Below are 17,636 nucleotides of genomic sequence, written 5' to 3'. Positions count from 1 at the left end.
ACGATGCTGAAACGAATTGACGGACGGGAAGACACGTCGGGGGCCTGCGTGACCATAAAAGACGCCGTATTTCCCGGCATCTTTTACGACGGCCTCCAGTACACGCCGCCGGCCCGGGGGACATGGAACATCGTTCACACGAACATGCTCGTTCCCGGTTCTCATCAAATCTATATCTGCGCTCTCGGCTGCCTGCGCGGCGTCGTCCTGACGGCGGCCGAAATGGGGGCGATGGACCGCTTTTCCTCCATCGTCGTCGAGGAGCATCATTTATACGACGGCACCATGGAAGACTGTATTGTCGACGGCGTCGGCGAAATTTTGCAGGGGCTGCTGCCTCAGGTGCCGACGGCCTGCTTTATCTATCCGGCCTGTATTCATCATTTCATGGGCTGCGATATGGACGACGTATACCGCCGCCTGGAAGACGCCTATCCGCAGACGCGCTTCGTCGCCTGCTGGATGGATCCTATCCGCCGCCATTCCGACTTGACGGCGGAAATGCGGACGCGCCGGCAGGTATACAGCCTGCTGGAAAAGGGACCCATCAATCCTAAGTCGGTCAACATCGTCGGCAGCAACCTCGCCGTGCCCCAGGACTGCGAGCTGGCGCTGCTGCTGAAGCAGAACGGCTTCATCCTGCGGGAACTGCCGGCCTGCAAGACCTATGAAGATTATAAAAAAATGGCTGAAAGCGTATTGAATATCGGTCAGGAGCCCTACGCCCGCGGCCCCTTGGAAGATATGGAACGGGAATTAGGACAAAAAGGGCTGTATCTTTCCAACAGCTTCGGCTACGACGAAATCATCGCCAATCTCCACGCCGTCGCCGACGCCCTTCAGCTGCCGCGGCAGTCTTACGACAGAGACGTGGCGCAGTGCGAGCAGGCCTTTGCGGCGGCCAGGGACATCATCGGCTCTATGCCTGTCGCCATTGACAGCGCCGCTGTGTTCCGGCCCTTTAGCCTGGCGAAGACGCTGCTGCAGCATGGCTTTGCCGTCCAGCGCGTCTATACGGACGGCGTAAGCGGCGAAGACGGCGACGATTTCTTCTGGGTACAGGAGCACTATCCTGACCTGGAGCTGTATTCCATGCGCCACGCCAAGATGCGCCGCATAGACCGCCATACAGACGTGCCTATGCTGGCTATAGGACAAAAGGCGGCCTATTTTACGGGGACGGCCCATTTCGTCGATATGGCGGAAAACGGCGGCCTCCGCGATTTCCGCGGCATTCGGACGCTGCTGGACTGGATGACCGAGGCTTTCCAGACGGAAAAGGAAGCCCGCGAATCGATTAACCTGAAAGGATGGGGGTGCCGGTCATGTGTATGAAAGAAGCCGTAAGCCGTATATCGACGTATTCTGCCGACACCTTCGGCGTCTGCTCATCCCTGTACGAGCTCGGAGGCATGGTGGTCATTCACGACCCGTCGGGCTGCAACTCGACGTACGCGACCCACGACGAGCCGCGCTGGTACGACCAGGACAGCCTCATCTTCATCTCCGGCGTCACCGAAATGGACGCCATCATGGGCAACGACGACAAGTTCGTCCACGACGTCGTGTCGGCGGCCCACGATTTTTCGCCGAAATTCATCGTCATCCTGTGCACGCCTGTGCTGCTCATGACGGGAGCCGATATGGACGCCCTGGCGGCGATGATTGAAGAACAGACGGGCATCCTGACGATGGCTGCGACGACGAACAACATGAATCTGTACGACAAGGGCATCGCCTGGGCCATGAAAATGCTGGCCGAACGAATCGTAAAGGACGTGCCTGCGCCGAGATCGGCCGGGCCCATGTGCTGCTCGTGGCAGCCTGAATTTGCAGCCTGCGGCGCGGGACTATCGGCAAAACCGCTGCGGGTCAACGTCATCGGCGCGACGCCTCTCGATTTTTCCTATAACGGTAGCGAAAAGTCGATGAAGCGGTTCCTGCGCCGCAGCGGCTTTTCCCCGTGCAGCGTCTGGGCTATGGGCAGCCCGCTGGAAGAAATCGAAATGGCCGGCCTGGCTGACGTCAACCTCGTCGTGTCGGCAGGTGCTGTCGAAGGGGCCAAGGTCATGAAGAAGCGCTTCGGCATACCCTATGTCGTCGGCGTTCCCATCGGCCCTTATATGCAGGAAGAAATCGCCCGGGGACTGCGCCGCGCCGCGGACACGAAGGAAGATATCTACGTCTGCGCCGACAGCCGGGCCGATTGCGGCGAAGCCGATACGATTATCATCGGCGAAAGCGTCTATTCGGCGTCTCTGGCGGCCGCTCTGGGCCGGGAAGGACGGGCGGCAAAGGTGTACTGCCTGCTGAACGAGTGGCCAGGCGTCTTGGGGAAAGAAGACGTCTTTGTTTCTTCCGAAGGCGAGCTGCGCCGCCGCTTGGCGGACTGGACGGGGACGGTCATCGCCGATCCCTTGTACGGGCCTGTCGTTCCGGAGAAAGCTCATTTCGTCGGCTTGGGCCATACGGCCTTTTCCGGGCGGCTGTACCAAAAGGTCATCCCGAATCTGATCGATGATTTCGAATCCTTTGTCAAAAAGGTCAATGATTTCGCCGCCTTGGTTCATACGGTATAAGAGGGGGAATCGCCATGTCTATGAATGATACGCCGTCAGGCGAACGGGTTCATATCGGTTTTTTCGGCCGCCGCAATGCTGGCAAGTCCAGCGTAGTCAACGCCGTGACAGGCCAGAATCTGGCCATCGTGTCCGATACGAAGGGCACGACGACGGACCCGGTCTACAAGGCCATGGAGCTGCTGCCCCTGGGGCCGGTCATGATCATCGACACGCCGGGCTTCGACGACGAAGGCGCGCTGGGGGAAATGCGCGTTCAGCGGACGAAGCAGGTCCTCAACAAGACGGACATCGCCGTCCTCGTCGTCGACGGGACAGAAGGCCTGAAGGGCTGTGACGAAGAGCTGCTGGCCTTATTTAAGGAAAAGAACATACCCTATATTACGGTGTACAATAAAAAAGACCTGCTGGAAGCATGCCCGCCGGCCGGAGACCATGACATATACGTCAGCGCCGTCACCAAGGACGGCATCTTTGAATTAAAAGAACAGATGGCCCGCCTGAAGCCCGTCGGCGAGGACACGCCGATAATCGGCGATTTGCTGACGGCCGGCGACTTTGTCGTCCTCGTCGTGCCGATCGACACGGCAGCTCCGAAGGGGCGGCTCATCCTGCCGCAGCAGCAGACCATCCGGGAAATCCTCGACGCTAACTGTACGTCCGTCGTCGTCAAGGAAAACGCCCTGGCGAAGACGCTGGAAGAACTGGGCAAGCCCCCCCGCATGGTCGTGACGGACAGCCAGGTCTTCGGCGAAGTCGCCGCCGTCGTGCCGGACGAAATGACGTTGACGTCCTTTTCCATCCTCATGGCCCGTCATAAGGGGTTCCTCCGGGACGCCGTGCGGGGCGTGACGGCCATCGAAGGATTGAAAGACGGCGATACAGTTCTCGTTGCCGAAGGCTGCACACACCACCGCCAGTGCGATGACATCGGCACGGTGAAAATTCCCCGCTGGCTCAGGGCTCATACAGGAAAGGATATTTCCATTCAGACCTGCAGCGGCCGGGAATTTCCCGAAGACCTGTCTCCATATGCCTTAGTCATTCACTGCGGCGCCTGCATGCTCAACGAGCGGGAAGTGCAGTGGCGCATGGCATTTGCTGGCCGGCAAGGCGTGCCGATGACCAACTACGGCATCGCCATCGCCTATATGAAGGGCATCTTAAAACGATCCCTGGGGCCGTTCTCTGATTTGGCGGCCTTGGTGAAATAAAGCAAAAACATCCCGAGAGTTCGCTATGAGCTCCCGGGATGTTTTTTTGCGCCCTATCGTTCGCTCCGGCCGCTATAGGGGAACGGCGGCATATATGCTATAATAAAGATAAATTTTGAGAAATGGAGCGTATATATGAGAAAATTTCTTTGGTTAGCCTTGGCCTTGACGATAGCGGCCTTTCAGGCTATCGGGGCGGCGGACTTTTCCAATCTTATCGTCATCCATACCAATGACACCCACGGCTACGACCAGAAGGCAGACGGCGTGTACGGCATGGCAGCCGTAGCGGCGCTGAAACAGGAGTACGAAGCGAAAGGAAAGGACGTGCTTCTCGTCGACGCCGGCGATGCCATTCAAGACCATAATTTAGTCAATCTTAGTCAAGGCAAGACAGCTGTTTCTTTTATGAATGCTGCCGGCTACGACGCCATGGCCTTGGGGAATCACGAATTCGATTATGGACAGGACGTGACACTCGAACGGGCAGCGGAAGCGGACTTTCCCTTTCTTTCCTGCAATATTCTCGTCGACGCGACGGGAAAGACCTTCGTCCGGCCCTATACGATCGTTGAAAAAGGCGGCGTAACCGTCGGCATCATCGGCATCACGACGCCGGAAACAGCGGGGGCGACGAATCCGAAACACGTATACGGCCTGACCTTTTTAGACGGACAGGATTTGTATGATGCCGTGCAATCTAACGTGGATTATCTGCGCGGCGCTGGCTGCGATCTCATCGTGGCTCTGGGGCATGTGGGCAGCGAGCCGATCAGCGAGGGCCATCGATCTGACGACATCCTGCGCCACGTGCAGGGAATCGACCTCTTTATCGACGGCCACGACCATCGCGTGAAAAACTACCGTGTCGACGGGGTGCTGCTGGCGTCGGCAGGCAGCCATTTAGCCAACATCGGCGTCGTTTCCTATGAAGGCGGGCAGTGGCATGAACAAAATCTTCCCTATGGTGTCTTTGAGAAAGAAAATGAGGCTGTCAAAGCGTTAGTCGACGCAGCGGCAGAGGACGTTCAGGCTGAACTATCCAGACCTATCGGCACATCGGAGGTCGTGCTGGACGGCAGCCGGCCTAAGGTGCGGATGGAAGAGACGAATTTAGGCGACTTTATTGCCGACGCCGTCCTGTGGCAGGCCCGCATGGCGACGGCTGCAGAGGGGATGAATATCGACGGAGCCATCGTCAACGGCGGCGGCCTGCGCGCATCTATCACGGCTGGCGCAGTGACCCAGGGTGCCGTTCAAGGCGTGCTGCCCTACCGGAACCAGGTGTGCGTCGTAACCATGACCGGTGAAACTTTGCTGGAAATCATGGAAGCGTCGACAGCGGCGGCTCCCTATCCGGCGGGGGCCTTCCCCCAGGTTTCGGGCATCGAAATGACGGTCCGTACGGATATCCCCTTCGCGAAGGGGCGGGCCTACGGAAATGGAAAATACTACAAGCCGGCAAAGCCCGGGCAGCGTGTGACGATTCACCGCGTCGGCGGCAAGGATTTTTCTCCCGATGCGGTATATACGATTGCCACGTATGAATTCGTCAGCCGCGGCGGCGACGCCTACGGCGTCCTGGCCGAGCCGGGAAGGGCCGAAACGAAGTATGTCGGCTATACTGACGCCGAAGCCGTCGTCAATTACATTCAGGATGAGCTGCAGGGGCGGATCGGGACGGAATACGCCGTACCGCAGGGGCGGATGCAGTTGCAGCCTTAACCAGATTTGCCGCGCGCTTATAGAGCATGTATTGATGCGAGGGGATGAGTATGGCAAAAATCGCGTTAACGTTAGAGCAAAAGATTAAATTATCGCAGATGCAGCGCCTGACCATTCAGATGATGACCCTGCGGGGACAGGATTTGGTGGAATTTCTTCACGAAAAGGTGACGGAAAATCCCCTGCTGGATATTCGCTATCCCGACGTGCGGCCCAAAGCTGGCGGCGGTGCGGAAAAGCCTATCGACAATATCCGCAGCAGCGGCGACTCACTGGAGGAAAAGCTCATGAAGGAGCTCCGCGTCCAGGCCGTTTCCAAAAAGGTGATGCTGGCCGCCGGGCTGGTCATCCAGTCCCTCGATGAGAAAGGCTTTTTCGCCGCCGCGTTGGAAGATATCGGCGTCGATTACGGCCTGTCTGTCGCCGACATGGAAGAGGGGCTGCGCTTAGTTCAGACCTTCGACCCGCCGGGTGTCGGCGCACGGACAATACAGGAAGCGCTGCTGATTCAGACGCGCTGCCGGAAGGACTCGCCGGCAGGGGCAGAGGAATTGCTGATGAATCACTACGACGATTTCATCCGCGGCCATTGGAAGCGGCTGGAAGAACAAATGGGTTTGTCGCCGGAAGGGCTGGGACGAATCCGCCGTTTTTTGAAGAAGCTGGCCCTGCAGCCGGCCGCGCCGGCCGACGAGCGGACGGAATTCGTGCGGGCCGATATAGAAATCCTCTGCGATGAAGAGGGACATCTGACGGTGCGGTCTCTGGAAGACCTGCCGGATGTATTTTTCCGCGACGATTTGTATACGGCTTATGGTAAGGATGGTGATAAGGCGACGCAGGATTTTATCCGCAAGGCCAAGCGGCAGTTTTTGGATTTACAGACAGCCCTGGCATACCGCCGTCAGTCAATTTTTACAGTCGTGGAGCATATAGTAAAGGAACAGGGCGAACATTTCCTCCATGGCGGCAGCCTGCGCCCTCTGACGCAGAAGGACATCGCCGCTGCGACAGGACTCAGCGCGGCGACGGTGAGCCGCGTCTGCCGCGACCGCTACGCCTTGTTCCGCGGCCGCATATATCCGATACAGTCCTTTTTGGCCCACCATTACCGCTGTGACAGGGAGCGGGACGGCAGTATTTCCGACAAGGCTATCATGGAGAAAATGGCGCGGCTTATTGCGGAAGAAGACTGTCGGCGTCCCTGGTCTGATCAGGATTTAGCCGATTACTTCAGCCAGCAGTCCGTGCACGTGGCACGGCGGACGATTACGAAATTTCGATTTAAAATGAATATCCCCAACAGCCGCATGCGAAGGAGAATGAAGGAATAATCTTCGCCATGCATGTAAAAAACAGCTGCCGCATATCATCGTATTTGATATGCGGCAGCTGTTTTGTCATATATCGATTATTTTGTAATGGGATGGATGCGTTTGACAATATACGTGCTCAGGAGGATACCCAGCAAGGCGAAGATGGCCATTACCGTAAAGACGATTTGGTAGCCGGCGATGCCTGCGTGAGAGTCCAGAATAGAGCCGTATACGGCGTACATGAACGCGCCGGGAAGGTAGCCGACGAAGGACGCCATGGACATGGCCGAGCCGGTGATTTCGCGGGGGACGTTGACTTCGTCCATCGGGGCGAAGAAGACGGCGCGCATGCTGTAGACGCAGGCGCTGATGACCAGGGAAATGACGATGCCGGCCCAGATGCCGAGGGCTTCGTGGGGGAGATAGGCGAAGGCGGCGAGGATGACGCCTGTAACGAGGAAGCCGACCCGCAGGTATTTCGTCGGGGAATGAAGGACTTTGTCGGAGATCAGACCGCCGATGGGGCCACCGACCATTTTCAGGCCGTATTGGTTGATGATGCCGTATACGCCGACGAGAGCTGCCGGAAGGGCATAGGCTTCATTCAGGAAGGGGATAAAGTACGTAATACCACAATATACGCTGTAGACCAGGAAGATATTGCACGATACGAGCCAGATATTTTTGTTTTTTAACGCCTGTACGGCGCCTTTCCATGCCTGCTGGTTTTTGCTGACCGATTCGCTTTGCGCCGTCGTGTCTTGTTTGGCGTCGGGCTCTAATAAGAAGTACATGACGACGCCGATGACGCCGGGGACGGCGGCATAAAACAGGATTGCCGCGCGCAGCCCTTCGGCCGTGCTTCCCAGGGCGGAGAAAATCCCTAAGGCGCAGAAGGCGATCAGCGTGTCTACGAGGCCGCGGCCGGCTTCCATGATGCCGAACATGCGGCCCTGCTCTTCGCGGGTCCCCAGCAGGCGGACCGTTTTAAGCATCGTCGGCCAGTAGAGCATGTCGGCGCAGACTGCCAGCAGACAGTAAATGAGCAGGAAGGACGTGTACGACGGGAAGGTGGAAAGCCACACGCCGCAAAGGCAAATGCCAAGTAATGCCAAGGGAATCATTATCTTTTTCGACACCCGGTCGGTCAGGTAGATAGAGGCCAGGAAGCCGAAGGTGGAAATTAAGCCGGCGACGCTCATCGCTGCGCCGATCTGCGTGTGGGATAATCCCATGAAGTCCTGCATCGGTACGTAAAAGGCGTCTTTTAAGAAACCGAGCTTGTAAATCGTGCCGGCCCCCAGCACCAGAGTGCCGAAGGATATCCATTTTTTGTCTAAGCCTGCTTTCTTCGGGCGCATTGCCGCTTGTTCAGCCATTTCTGAATCACTCTCCGTATCAAGTAAGTATAGATAATCTTAAAAAGGTCGTTGTCGTGTCGAACAGATTTGACACCTTTAGTATATGTGTAAAAATGTGTAATGTCAAGTCAAAATATGCAAATATTTGGCAAAACAAAAAGACAAGCTGTTGCAAATTGTGGCAAAACGTGTTAAGATACTATCAGAACAGATTTGGTGAACGCGGACAGAAGGAGAGATATATATGCTGTCTGAACAACGATATAAGATCATAATGGATTTGTTGGAACAAGAGCCGATTGTCAAAAACAACGCCTTGTGCAAGCTGATGTCGACGACGAGGGAAACGGTCCGGCGGGACTTGATGACCTTGGAAGAAAAGGGGCTGCTCAAGCGCATCCGCGGCGGCGCCATGAAGATTTCCAAAGGGGCCGCGCCGTCGGCGTACGAATCGTTTCACGAGCGCAAACAGAGCCAGGTGGTATATAAAGAACATATCGCCAAGGAAGCGGTGAAGCTGATTCAGGACGGCCAGGTCGTGGCCCTGGATTCGGGGACGACGGCCCTGCTGCTGGCAAGGGAGCTGAAAGGCCGGTTCCGGTCTTTGACCGTCGTGACGAATTCCCTGGCCATTACGAACGAGCTGGCCGGCGCGTCGGGCATAGAGCTCATCGTGACGGGCGGCGTATATAAAGAAGATGAAGAGGCTTTTTTATCTGATTTTGCCAGCCTGATATTTTCAAAAATCCACGTCGATATTTTCTTTTTGACTACCTGCGGCATTTCAGTAGAAGCAGGCGTTACGTATCAGCGAATGGACGAAATCCCGGTCCAGACCAAGATGATGAAGGCGGCGGACTGCACGATCGCCATCGTCGACAGCTCGAAGCTGGGCGTCAATTCCCTGGTGCGCATGTGCGGCATCGAAAGCATCGCCGCCCTGGTTACCGACGTCGGTATTTCTGCCGAGCAGAGGCGGCGTTTTGAAAAAGCCGGCGTACACGTCGTCGTAGCGCCGGAAAGGAGCGAATAAGTGATGAAGGAACATGTAGAACATACTAGAAAGCCCAGCGTTTTATTGGTGTCCGTCGACGCCTTAAAGCCGGAATTTCTCTTTGAACAGGAACGATTAGGCATTTCCCTTCCGTTTCTTACGTCGTATTTTCTGAAGGGCGGGCGCGTCGCGCCGAAGGGCATGAAAAGCGTCTTCCCGCCTTTTACCTATCCGTGTCACCAAAGCATGATTACGGGAACGAACCCCGTGACTCACGGCATCGTCAACAACGCCGTATTCGACCCGTCGTCGCGCCATAAGGGCGCGTGGCACTGGTTTGCCAACAAGCGGGTGACGACCCTTTGGGAAGCGGCCCACCAGGCTGGCTACGTCGTAGGCAGCGCGGCCTTTCCGACCTCCGTCGGCGCCAAGGGCGATTACGTCGCGCCGGAATTCTGGTGGGACGGCACGGAAATGGACAGCGCCTTTATCGACGCCGTGTCGAAGCCGCAGGGCCTGATTGCCGAAATGGAAGCAGATATCGGCCGCTACGCCGGCGGGTTGGATTTGTCCGACGACGGCGACGCCCAGCGGTATAAGGCGGCGGCATGGCTGCTGCGGAACAAGCTGGGGCCCTGCCAGGCCGAAAAGCCCTTCTTCCTGACGGCGTATTTCGCCAGCTTCGACGAAAGCGCCCATCAGTTCGGCGTATACAGCGCGGAAGCGGCCCGCAGCCTGGAAAAGATCGACGCCATGGTCGGCATGCTGGTCCACGAGGCCGAAGCCGTTACGGGCGGCCGCCTCGTCGTCTGCGTCGTATCTGACCACGGCACGCTGGACAATACCCACACGGTCTATCCCAACGTATTGCTGCGCCAGGCCGGGCTGATCGAATGCGACGATACGGGCCGCGTTACCGATTGGAAGGCGTACAGCCAGCGAGCCGGCGGCATTTGTGAAATCCGTCTGGCCCATAAGGATGACGATGTGTCGCGCCAAATATTGGACGACGTGATGAGCGAGCTGGCGCGGGACGGGCAGAATGCCATTATGACTGTCCTAACCGGTGAAGAAGCGCGGGCCCGCGGCGGGTTCCCTGACGCCGATTACGTGCTGATTTCTCATAAAGGATACGAAATACGGGACGATGCAGACGGTGCGTTTATCCGTACCGAACTGACACAGAAGGCGCAGCATGGATATAATGAGGAATTTCCTGAAATGAGGGCTTCTTTCCTGCTGGCCGGCGAGGGTGTCGAAGGAGGCGTCGTCGACGATATGCGCCTCATCGATGTGGCGCCGACGCTGGCGGCCCTGATGGGGGCCGAGCTTCCTGATGCGGAAGGCCGAAACGTCTTGGCATAAGGAGAATAAACGTGGCAGATATAGAAATCTTTGTGAAGCAAGCTGCTGATTTGCTGTGGGGAGACTGGCTCCTGTGCGCTTTGCTGGGCCTGGGCTTGGTCTATACGATCATGACGGGCTGTATTCAGATGCGGTTTCTCTGCTATATCCGGCGGGGACTGTTTCTGCGCGCCTCCCAGAAGGACGGCGCGGCAAAGAAGGGCTGTACGTCCGTCCAATCGCTGTGTGCCTCCCTTGCCAGTTGTGTCGGCAGCGGCAACATCGTCGGCGTTTCGACGGCAATCCTGTGCGGCGGTCCCGGCGCGTTGTTTTGGATGTGGGCGGCGGCCTTTCTGGGGATGGCTACGAAGTTCGGCGAAATTGTCATGGGCGTCCGCTATCACGGCGAAGACCGGCAGGGAAATATTACGGGCGGCTCTATGTACTATATTTCCCAAGGTTTGCGGTGGCGCAAAGCCGGCGCAGCTGTCGCCGTGTTCTTATTCATCCAAAACTGCGGCGCAACGCTGATCCAGTCCAATACGATTGCGCAGGTCATGAAAGAGGCCTTTTATTTGCCTGTCGGTGTGACGGCCCTGTTTGTGGCTGCGCTGATGTTCTTTATCATCAGCGGCGGATTTAAGCGGCTCATATACATTGCGCAGCGCATCGTGCCATTTATGGCCGGATTGTATTTGGCGAGCGGCCTGGTCGTGTTCATTGTGTATTTAGACGCTGTGCCGGCTATGTTTCAAGCTATCGTATCCCACGCCTTTGCCTGGGATGCCGGAGCCGGCGGCGTACTGGGCTATACGATGAAAGAAGCCATGCGCTACGGTGTAGCCCGGGGTCTGTATTCCAACGAAGCTGGTGAGGGCACGGCTCCCGTCCTTCACTCGGCGGCACAGGTAGACCATCCGGTCCGGCAGGGCTTCTATGGTATCATCGAAGTATTTGTCGACACCTTTTTAATCTGCAGCGCGACGGGCATCGTCGTATTGCTGACCGGCGCGGCACAGTTTCACGACAACGCCGCGACGCTGACGGCTGTAGCCTTTGATTCCGTCGTGCCCGGCATGCGGTATATCATGTATTTCAGCTTGATATTATTCGCCGGCACGTCTATCATGAACCAGTGGTATTTCGGCCATGTCAGTCTTACGTTTTTGAAGAAAGAATCATGGGATTCCCTGTATCGGTATGCCTTTCCTGTCCTCATCGTCATCGGCAGCTTGGGAACGATACAGTTGGTCTGGTCCATTCAGGATATTGCGCTGGGATTGCTCATTATTCCCAATATCGTCGCGATGCTGTTTTTGTCGCCGGAAGTTCGGCGTCTTACGAAGGAATTCTTAGACCCGGCTAATGGGTATATTGCAAAAAGAGGAGAATAAACAACATGAACACAGATGTCAAGAAATATATAGAAACGGTGCCGGCTGTAGCGAAAGCCGCCAAATTGGAAGAAGTTTTCTGGATCAATCCGAAGAAGGAAGAACAGAAAAACTGGCATATTACGGCTGTGTCGCCTGAAGACATACAGGATGCGGCAGCCCGCCTCCAACGGTTTGCTCCCTATTTGGAAACGGTATTTCCCGAGCTCAAGGCCAGCGGCGGCATCATTGAATCGGAACTTCGGGATATTCCGAAGATGAAAGACTTTTTGAACCGCTCCTACGAAGCCGGCATTCAGGGAAACCTGCTTCTCAAGATGGACAGTGATTTGCCTATTTCCGGATCGGTCAAGGCCCGGGGCGGCATTTACGAGGTTCTGAAACACGCTGAAGAACTGGCAATAGAAGCGGGCAAGCTGAAAGAAACGGATAACTACGCCGTATTGGCGGAACCGGAATTTCGTCAATTTTTCAGTCAGTATACGGTGCAGGTCGGCAGTACAGGAAATTTAGGTATGAGCATCGGCATCATGAGCGCTCAGCTGGGCTTCCGCGTCATCGTTCACATGTCCGTCGACGCGAAGCAGTGGAAGAAAGATTTGCTCCGCAGCCGCGGCGTTACGGTCATTGAATATGAAGACAACTACTGCGCCGCCGTAGAACAGGGGCGGAAGAATTCCGATGCCGATCCCATGAGCTACTTCGTCGACGATGAAAACTCGAAGAACTTGTTCTTAGGCTACAGCGTGGCGGGCCGCCGTCTCCAGAAGCAGCTGGAAGCGATGCAGATTCCTGTAGATGCCGAGCATCCCTTGTTCGTCTATATTCCCTGCGGCATCGGCGGCGCTCCCGGCGGCGTCACCTACGGCCTGAAAGAAGTATACGGCGACAACGTTCACTGCTTCTTTACGGAACCGACTCATGCCTGCTGCATGATGCTGGGAATGGCGACGGGGCTTCACGACGGCATTTCCGTAGAAGATATCGGCATCGACGGCAAAACCGATGCTGACGGACTGGCTGTCGGCAGACCGTCGGCCTTCGTCGGCCGCGTCGTAGAGCCGCTGCTGTCGGGCATTGCGACGATTCAGGATGGGACGCTGTATGATTTGATGCGGGGACTCCTCGATACGGAAGGCGTATTTATCGAGCCGAGCTCATGCGCTGCCTTTGCTGCCTTCCTTCAGTCGGATTCGCTGCAGGAATATGTCCGTCAGGCCGGCCTCGAAGCCGTTATGGGACAGGCGACGCACATCGCTTGGGCGACGGGCGGCAGCATGGTGCCGGAAGACGTCCGCCAGGCCTATATCAACACGGGGATATAACATGGCTGCAACGGGAGTACCGAACGTCCTCGTTCTGGATATAGACGGGACGACGGTGACATCGCAAAAATGCGTAGACCCAGATACGAAAGATGCCCTGCTTCAATTACAGAAGCAGGGCATCCGCCTTATCCTGGCGTCGGGCCGGCCGCCTGAAGGCGTATATCCCATTGCCAGACAACTGCGTCTGCAGCAGTTCGGCGGATATATCGTGGCTTTTAATGGTTCGAAGGTCATAGAGTACAAGACGAAGCGCTGTTTGTACGAGCAATATCTGTCGAAGGAAACGCTGCGCTCCTTGTGGTATGACGCCCGCTGCTACGGCTTGGGCATCATGACGTACGGCAAGGGGAAAATCATTACGGCGTCTGAGCCGGACCCCTATGTCCGGGCTGAGTCGTCGTGGAGCCATATGCCTATCGTCCTTCACGAGGATTTTCTAAAGCACGCTCCCAAGACGATTTACCAGTGCCTGCTTACAGGAAAGCCGGAACAGCTCCAGGCCCTTAACCCGCTGCTGTCGAAATTGTACCTCGGCAAGGCGGAAGTATTCCATTCGGAACCGTCCTGTCTGGAAGTGACACCGTGCCGCGTCGACAAATCGCTGGGCCTTAAAAAGCTGTTCTGTCATTTGGATATCTCGCCGTCTCAGGTCGTGTGCTGCGGGGACAGCTACAACGACATCGGTATGCTGCGGTATGCCGGAGTCGGCGTGGCCATGGCCAACGCGCCGCAGGCCGTCAAGGAATTTGCCGATTACGTCACCTGCCGTTCCAACGACGAGCGCGGCATTGTAGAAGTCGTCCGCCAGTTTTTCCCCTCCGTATTGCCGGCATAATAAAATCCCCCTTCCCAGAGCGAAAACGCAGTTGGGAGGGGGATTTTTATTGGGAGAAATCGATTGAAGAGACAGCGCCTGCACGCTACAATATACATATCACAGCAGCGGGAGGCAGAAGACATGAGACAGAAGCACATTGCCATTATAACGGGCGCGTCCAGCGGATTAGGACGGGAACTGGCGGCATATCTTGATCGGAGCGGCGTCGATGAAATATGGGTAAACAGCCGGCGTGCCGAACGCTTGGAAGCTCTTCGCCAAGGGATAAAAACGCCGATGCGGATCATTGCCGGAGACATCAGCGACGAGATGACGATAGGGGCCTTTCGGTCGGCTCTGGAAAAAGAGAACCCCGTCGTCGCCTATTACATATATGCCGCCGGGTTTGGAAAGATCGGTGCGGCCGGCAGCATTCCCTTATCTGAATTGCGGCAGATGATAGGAGTCAACGATACGGCGGCCGTGACGCTGACTGAAGTCTGCTTGCCGTATATGGCCGCAGGAAGCCGCGTGGCTTTCATCTGCTCTGTCGCGGCCTTTCTGCCGATTCCGTATCTGAACGTATACGCCGGGACCAAGGCCTTTTTGTATCGCTACGGCCGGGCGTTGTCTGTCGAACTTGCGCCGCGGCGCGTCGGCGTTACAGTCGTATGCCCCTACTGGATTAGAGATACGGAATTTATCGCCGTTGCCAGACAAGGGGAAGATCAGCCTTATTTCAGACGCTTTCCCTTTGCGTCGTCGACGGCCTTTGTAGCGAAGACCGCCTGGGATGATTTACAAAAAGGAAAGGTCGTGTCGACGCCGGGCTGGGTTGCCAGTCTGATTCGCGTCGGCGCGAAGCTGCTGCCGTCGGCCCTCGTCATGAAGATAAGCCGTATCTTGTTTGGGTGATTTCAGCGTTCTGTTTTTATGGCGAAGAGAAAATATAATACATGTATGCACCAAATTATAGCGACGACAAGACTGGCTGGCCATGAAGCGTCCATGATCCATACGGCGAAAGCCATCATAATGGTAACAGTACTCATGATTACAGCCTTTGTTTTTAATGGCATGGACTTCTTTTCTAGGAAATCTGCCAGATGTTTTTGGTATAAATCCGATTGCTGAAACCAGTGATGCAGACGAGCTGACCCTTTGGCAAAACAAAAGAGCGTCAGCATATAAAAGGGAACCGTCGGCAAAATAGGAAGGAATATCCCAATAGTTCCTAACGCCAGAGACGCGAAGCCTAAGGCTAGCCAGCAGGCTTGAAAGATGCGGTGCCAAGGAGCGGCACGAAATGACGGCATGAGAAAATCACCCCATTCAACAGATAATAAAAATCAATTTTATCATATCGAAAGATGCGTATGCCGTCAAGAGAGAATCATAATCTATTGGACTGGGGGCGGTGTTGCTTCGGGCGGCTGGTTAGGAAGTTCCAAAGGGGGATGAAATATAAGTAACAAGCCAGGGGCACTGAGGCCAGGGGCGCGTCGATAATCGCCAGAAAGGCCGAGCAGGCGATAGACCAGGGGACGAGGGCGGAAATGACGATGACCGTGTTTTCCAGGTGAATAGCTAAGCGCTGCGGATCGGGTTCGACAGACTGGCAAAGCTGGTGTGTCAGCATGGTAGCTAAGGTCTGGTTGCAGGAGACCATAGAGGTTGCGACGGATGTCGCAATGACGGCTCCGAAAGGCGTCGCGCGTCGGCTCAGGGCGGCCATATGCCCTTGGATGCCACGGAGAAATCCCGTGCCGGAAAACATGCCGGCGTAACTGGATGAAATGCATATAATGGCGACGACATCGGTCATGGAAACAGCTCCGCCGCCAGACGCCAAGCGGGCCAGGGCCGGATTGGCGGGATGAAATCCCAACAGGCAGACCCTCAGGACTTCGAGGGGATTCATTTGCTGTGTGCCTACGGCAATAGCTGCGGCTGCCGCTGTACTGATGACCATGATAATCTTCACGTCGATGCGCCGGGCTGATAAGATGATGACCAGGGCAGCCGGTATGAGGGTAATCCACGACAGGGTAAAGGCCTGACGAAAGAGCCCGGCTGCGTCGTGATGGGCGCTGCCGTCTTGAAACAGCAGGCCCATAGCGGCATAAACGGCGCAGGTCAGGACGAACGGGATCATAGCTGTCTTGACCATGAGACGGCAGTTCGTAAAGATATCGGTCTTCGTAATGGCGGCGACGAGGAGGGCGCTCGTCGACATGGGGGAGCAGCGGTCGCCGAAATAGGCGCCGGCCATGATGGCTCCGCCGGAATACATGGGCGGGATATTCATGCTGTTGGCGATGGTCATGCAGATGACGCCGATAGTCGCCGCCGTGCCGAAGGACGTGCCGGTCAGGGCCGATACGAGGGCGCACAGCAGAAACGACGCCAGGAGGACGGCGCTGCCGTCGCACCATTGGGACGCATGGTACACGATATATGGGATAGTGCCGCTGACGCGCCAGGCCGCCGTCAGCATGCCGACGAGAATCAAGGTGACGATGACGTTTTTGGCCGTTTTGACGCCTGAGACAGCCAGACGGGCCATTTCTGAAAAGGGATGTCCCGTTTTTACGCCGTAGCTGAAAAACAAGAGGAAGCCTGCCAGCAAGGCGAGAATCAACGATTTCCCTGACGCCAGGCAGGCGATGAGAGCGGCGGAAAAGGCGGCTAATATCCATAGTTCCATCGATGGGAACCTCCTTTGTCGTAAGTCTTGGTTATAGTGTAATCTTCTTTGTAGTGTATGGCAACGTTTCGCCGCGCCGTATCTTTTATGATGAATCTAGGCATACATTTGTATTTTTGATATACTGAGGCTGTAACGACGATTCGATAAGGGGGACGCGCCATGATTCGCTTTATATTTCTCTGCCTTGGCAGGCTGCTCGTATATCGCCGGGCTGTGCTGATGGCCTTTGCCTGGATTGCCCGCTTCGGCTACTTGGCCTACGTTTTGTACGGCCTTGTCGAGTGGTTCCGGCCCGGCCGCATGGCCGGCACCCTGTACCGCCGCCGGACTTTGTTGTACTGCCTGTTTTCCGTAGGGCTGGGCTCGGCCGCATCGTTTGTCATCGGGCGCATTTGGAGCCGTCCCCGTCCCTTTGTCCGCCATAGAGGGATATCTTCCCTCATTCCTCATAAGGAAAACGCGTCCTTTCCGAGCAATCACGCTATGAATTCCATGGCCGTAGCCCTCATGTTATTGAGCCGAAAGAACTGGATGGGCTTTCCCTTTTTAGCCGGCAGCGTCGTATTAGGCGCTTCGCGCGTCGTCTGCCGCCTTCATTATGTCAGCGACGTGGTAGGCGGTTTTGCCATTGGTGCGGTCAGCGCCTGGGCTATTCGGCGCAGCGCCGCCGCTAAGGAGGCGGCGACGTACGTTCTCTGGCTGTACGACGGCCTCGCCGGGGCGATGGCCGCCTGGCGCAGAAGATGGTAACGGACGGCCGAATTTCAGCGATATGGCTGCGCTGCCGGACAGTCAGAAAAGAAAATTTTTATGCAAAAATCCCGTTCCCCCATGACAAGGCATGGCTGGAACGG

The 17,636-nt window shown here is 56.2% G+C and carries 15 protein-coding genes; 12 read left to right on the top strand and 3 right to left on the bottom strand.

The window, feature by feature from the left end; translation table 11 throughout:
• The first annotated feature begins 3 nt into the window (after positions 1–3).
• The 5 genes from CJ260_RS06155 (at position 4) to rpoN (ending at position 6,852) form a co-directional block, all read left to right on the top strand.
• Complete coding sequence (locus CJ260_RS06155) at positions 4–1,335, top strand: nitrogenase component 1 (RefSeq protein WP_095629577.1); 1,332 nt, start codon at positions 4–6, stop codon at positions 1,333–1,335.
• Complete coding sequence (locus tag CJ260_RS06150; protein ID WP_095629576.1) at positions 1,326–2,579, top strand: nitrogenase component 1; 1,254 nt, start codon at positions 1,326–1,328, stop codon at positions 2,577–2,579. The genes CJ260_RS06155 and CJ260_RS06150 overlap by 10 nt, the downstream gene beginning before the upstream one ends.
• Before the next feature lie 14 nt (positions 2,580–2,593).
• A complete protein-coding gene (hydF, locus tag CJ260_RS06145) occupies positions 2,594–3,793 on the top strand; it encodes a [FeFe] hydrogenase H-cluster maturation GTPase HydF (RefSeq protein WP_095629575.1) in 1,200 nt (399 codons plus the stop codon).
• Positions 3,794–3,928: 135 nt separating this feature from the next.
• Entirely contained in the window at positions 3,929–5,518 is a 1,590-nt protein-coding gene (locus CJ260_RS06140; protein ID WP_095629574.1) for a bifunctional UDP-sugar hydrolase/5'-nucleotidase, read from the top strand.
• A gap of 50 nt (positions 5,519–5,568) precedes the next feature.
• Positions 5,569–6,852, top strand: a complete 1,284-nt coding sequence (rpoN, locus tag CJ260_RS06135) for an RNA polymerase factor sigma-54 (protein WP_095629573.1) — start codon at positions 5,569–5,571, stop codon at positions 6,850–6,852.
• Positions 6,853–6,929: 77 nt separating this feature from the next.
• Here the strand turns inward: rpoN and CJ260_RS06130 are convergent, their stop codons facing one another.
• On the bottom strand, positions 6,930–8,213 hold the full coding sequence (locus CJ260_RS06130) for an MFS transporter (RefSeq protein WP_198947409.1): 1,284 nt from the start codon (positions 8,211–8,213) through the stop codon (positions 6,930–6,932).
• 226 nt (positions 8,214–8,439) lie between these two features.
• On the opposite strand from CJ260_RS06130, the gene CJ260_RS06125 reads away from it, so the two are divergent.
• From CJ260_RS06125 to CJ260_RS06100, 6 genes are all read left to right on the top strand, one after another.
• Positions 8,440–9,228, top strand: coding sequence for a DeoR/GlpR family DNA-binding transcription regulator (locus tag CJ260_RS06125; protein WP_095629572.1), 789 nt, complete (start codon positions 8,440–8,442; stop codon positions 9,226–9,228).
• Between the two features lie 3 nt (positions 9,229–9,231).
• Positions 9,232–10,554 carry an alkaline phosphatase family protein gene (locus CJ260_RS06120; protein ID WP_095629571.1) on the top strand — a complete coding sequence of 441 codons (1,323 nt, stop codon included), beginning with the start codon at positions 9,232–9,234 and terminating at the stop codon, positions 10,552–10,554.
• A gap of 11 nt (positions 10,555–10,565) precedes the next feature.
• The gene (locus tag CJ260_RS06115) at positions 10,566–11,927 is read left to right on the top strand and encodes a sodium:alanine symporter family protein (RefSeq protein ID WP_095629570.1); all 1,362 of its coding nucleotides are present in this window, start codon (positions 10,566–10,568) and stop codon (positions 11,925–11,927) included.
• Between the two features lie 5 nt (positions 11,928–11,932).
• Positions 11,933–13,252 carry a D-serine ammonia-lyase gene (locus tag CJ260_RS06110; RefSeq protein WP_087478654.1) on the top strand — a complete coding sequence of 440 codons (1,320 nt, stop codon included), beginning with the start codon at positions 11,933–11,935 and terminating at the stop codon, positions 13,250–13,252.
• Between the two features lies 1 nt (position 13,253).
• A complete protein-coding gene (locus CJ260_RS06105; RefSeq protein ID WP_095629569.1) occupies positions 13,254–14,090 on the top strand; it encodes a Cof-type HAD-IIB family hydrolase in 837 nt (278 codons plus the stop codon).
• A gap of 123 nt (positions 14,091–14,213) precedes the next feature.
• Entirely contained in the window at positions 14,214–14,987 is a 774-nt protein-coding gene (locus tag CJ260_RS06100) for an SDR family oxidoreductase (RefSeq protein WP_095629568.1), read from the top strand.
• 2 nt (positions 14,988–14,989) lie between these two features.
• On the opposite strand, the gene CJ260_RS06095 is transcribed toward CJ260_RS06100, so the two are convergent.
• Positions 14,990–15,388 (bottom strand): YbaN family protein, encoded by a 399-nt coding sequence (locus tag CJ260_RS06095; protein ID WP_095629567.1) that lies wholly within the window; start codon positions 15,386–15,388, stop codon positions 14,990–14,992.
• Between the two features lie 77 nt (positions 15,389–15,465).
• Positions 15,466–16,779 carry a Na+/H+ antiporter NhaC family protein gene (locus tag CJ260_RS06090; protein ID WP_095629566.1) on the bottom strand — a complete coding sequence of 438 codons (1,314 nt, stop codon included), beginning with the start codon at positions 16,777–16,779 and terminating at the stop codon, positions 15,466–15,468.
• Between the two features lie 162 nt (positions 16,780–16,941).
• Here CJ260_RS06090 and CJ260_RS06085 point away from each other — a divergent pair, with 162 nt between their 5' ends.
• A complete protein-coding gene (locus CJ260_RS06085) occupies positions 16,942–17,532 on the top strand; it encodes a phosphatase PAP2 family protein (RefSeq protein WP_087478648.1) in 591 nt (196 codons plus the stop codon).
• Positions 17,533–17,636: the final 104 nt, after the last annotated feature.

This window comes from Megasphaera sp. ASD88 (genome assembly GCF_002287425.1).
Lineage (GTDB): Bacteria > Bacillota > Negativicutes > Veillonellales > Megasphaeraceae > Megasphaera > Megasphaera stantonii.
Note: the sequence above shows the minus strand (reverse complement) of the source record. Positions and strands in the feature narration are given on the sequence as shown.

Excerpts from the sequence above, each read along its gene's own strand:
- CJ260_RS06155 (WP_095629577.1), top strand. The coding sequence starts at position 4 with ATGCTGAAACGAATTGACGGACGGGAAGACACGTCGGGGGCCTGCGTG.
- CJ260_RS06150 (WP_095629576.1), top strand. The coding sequence starts at position 1,326 with ATGTGTATGAAAGAAGCCGTAAGCCGTATATCGACGTATTCTGCCGAC.
- hydF (WP_095629575.1), top strand. The coding sequence starts at position 2,594 with ATGTCTATGAATGATACGCCGTCAGGCGAACGGGTTCATATCGGTTTT.
- CJ260_RS06140 (WP_095629574.1), top strand. The coding sequence starts at position 3,929 with ATGAGAAAATTTCTTTGGTTAGCCTTGGCCTTGACGATAGCGGCCTTT.
- rpoN (WP_095629573.1), top strand. The coding sequence starts at position 5,569 with ATGGCAAAAATCGCGTTAACGTTAGAGCAAAAGATTAAATTATCGCAG.
- CJ260_RS06130 (WP_198947409.1), bottom strand. The coding sequence starts at position 8,213 with ATGGCTGAACAAGCGGCAATGCGCCCGAAGAAAGCAGGCTTAGACAAA.
- CJ260_RS06125 (WP_095629572.1), top strand. The coding sequence starts at position 8,440 with ATGCTGTCTGAACAACGATATAAGATCATAATGGATTTGTTGGAACAA.
- CJ260_RS06120 (WP_095629571.1), top strand. The coding sequence starts at position 9,232 with ATGAAGGAACATGTAGAACATACTAGAAAGCCCAGCGTTTTATTGGTG.
- CJ260_RS06110 (WP_087478654.1), top strand. The coding sequence starts at position 11,933 with ATGAACACAGATGTCAAGAAATATATAGAAACGGTGCCGGCTGTAGCG.
- CJ260_RS06105 (WP_095629569.1), top strand. The coding sequence starts at position 13,254 with ATGGCTGCAACGGGAGTACCGAACGTCCTCGTTCTGGATATAGACGGG.
- CJ260_RS06100 (WP_095629568.1), top strand. The coding sequence starts at position 14,214 with ATGAGACAGAAGCACATTGCCATTATAACGGGCGCGTCCAGCGGATTA.
- CJ260_RS06095 (WP_095629567.1), bottom strand. The coding sequence starts at position 15,388 with ATGCCGTCATTTCGTGCCGCTCCTTGGCACCGCATCTTTCAAGCCTGC.
- CJ260_RS06090 (WP_095629566.1), bottom strand. The coding sequence starts at position 16,779 with ATGGAACTATGGATATTAGCCGCCTTTTCCGCCGCTCTCATCGCCTGC.
- CJ260_RS06085 (WP_087478648.1), top strand. The coding sequence starts at position 16,942 with ATGATTCGCTTTATATTTCTCTGCCTTGGCAGGCTGCTCGTATATCGC.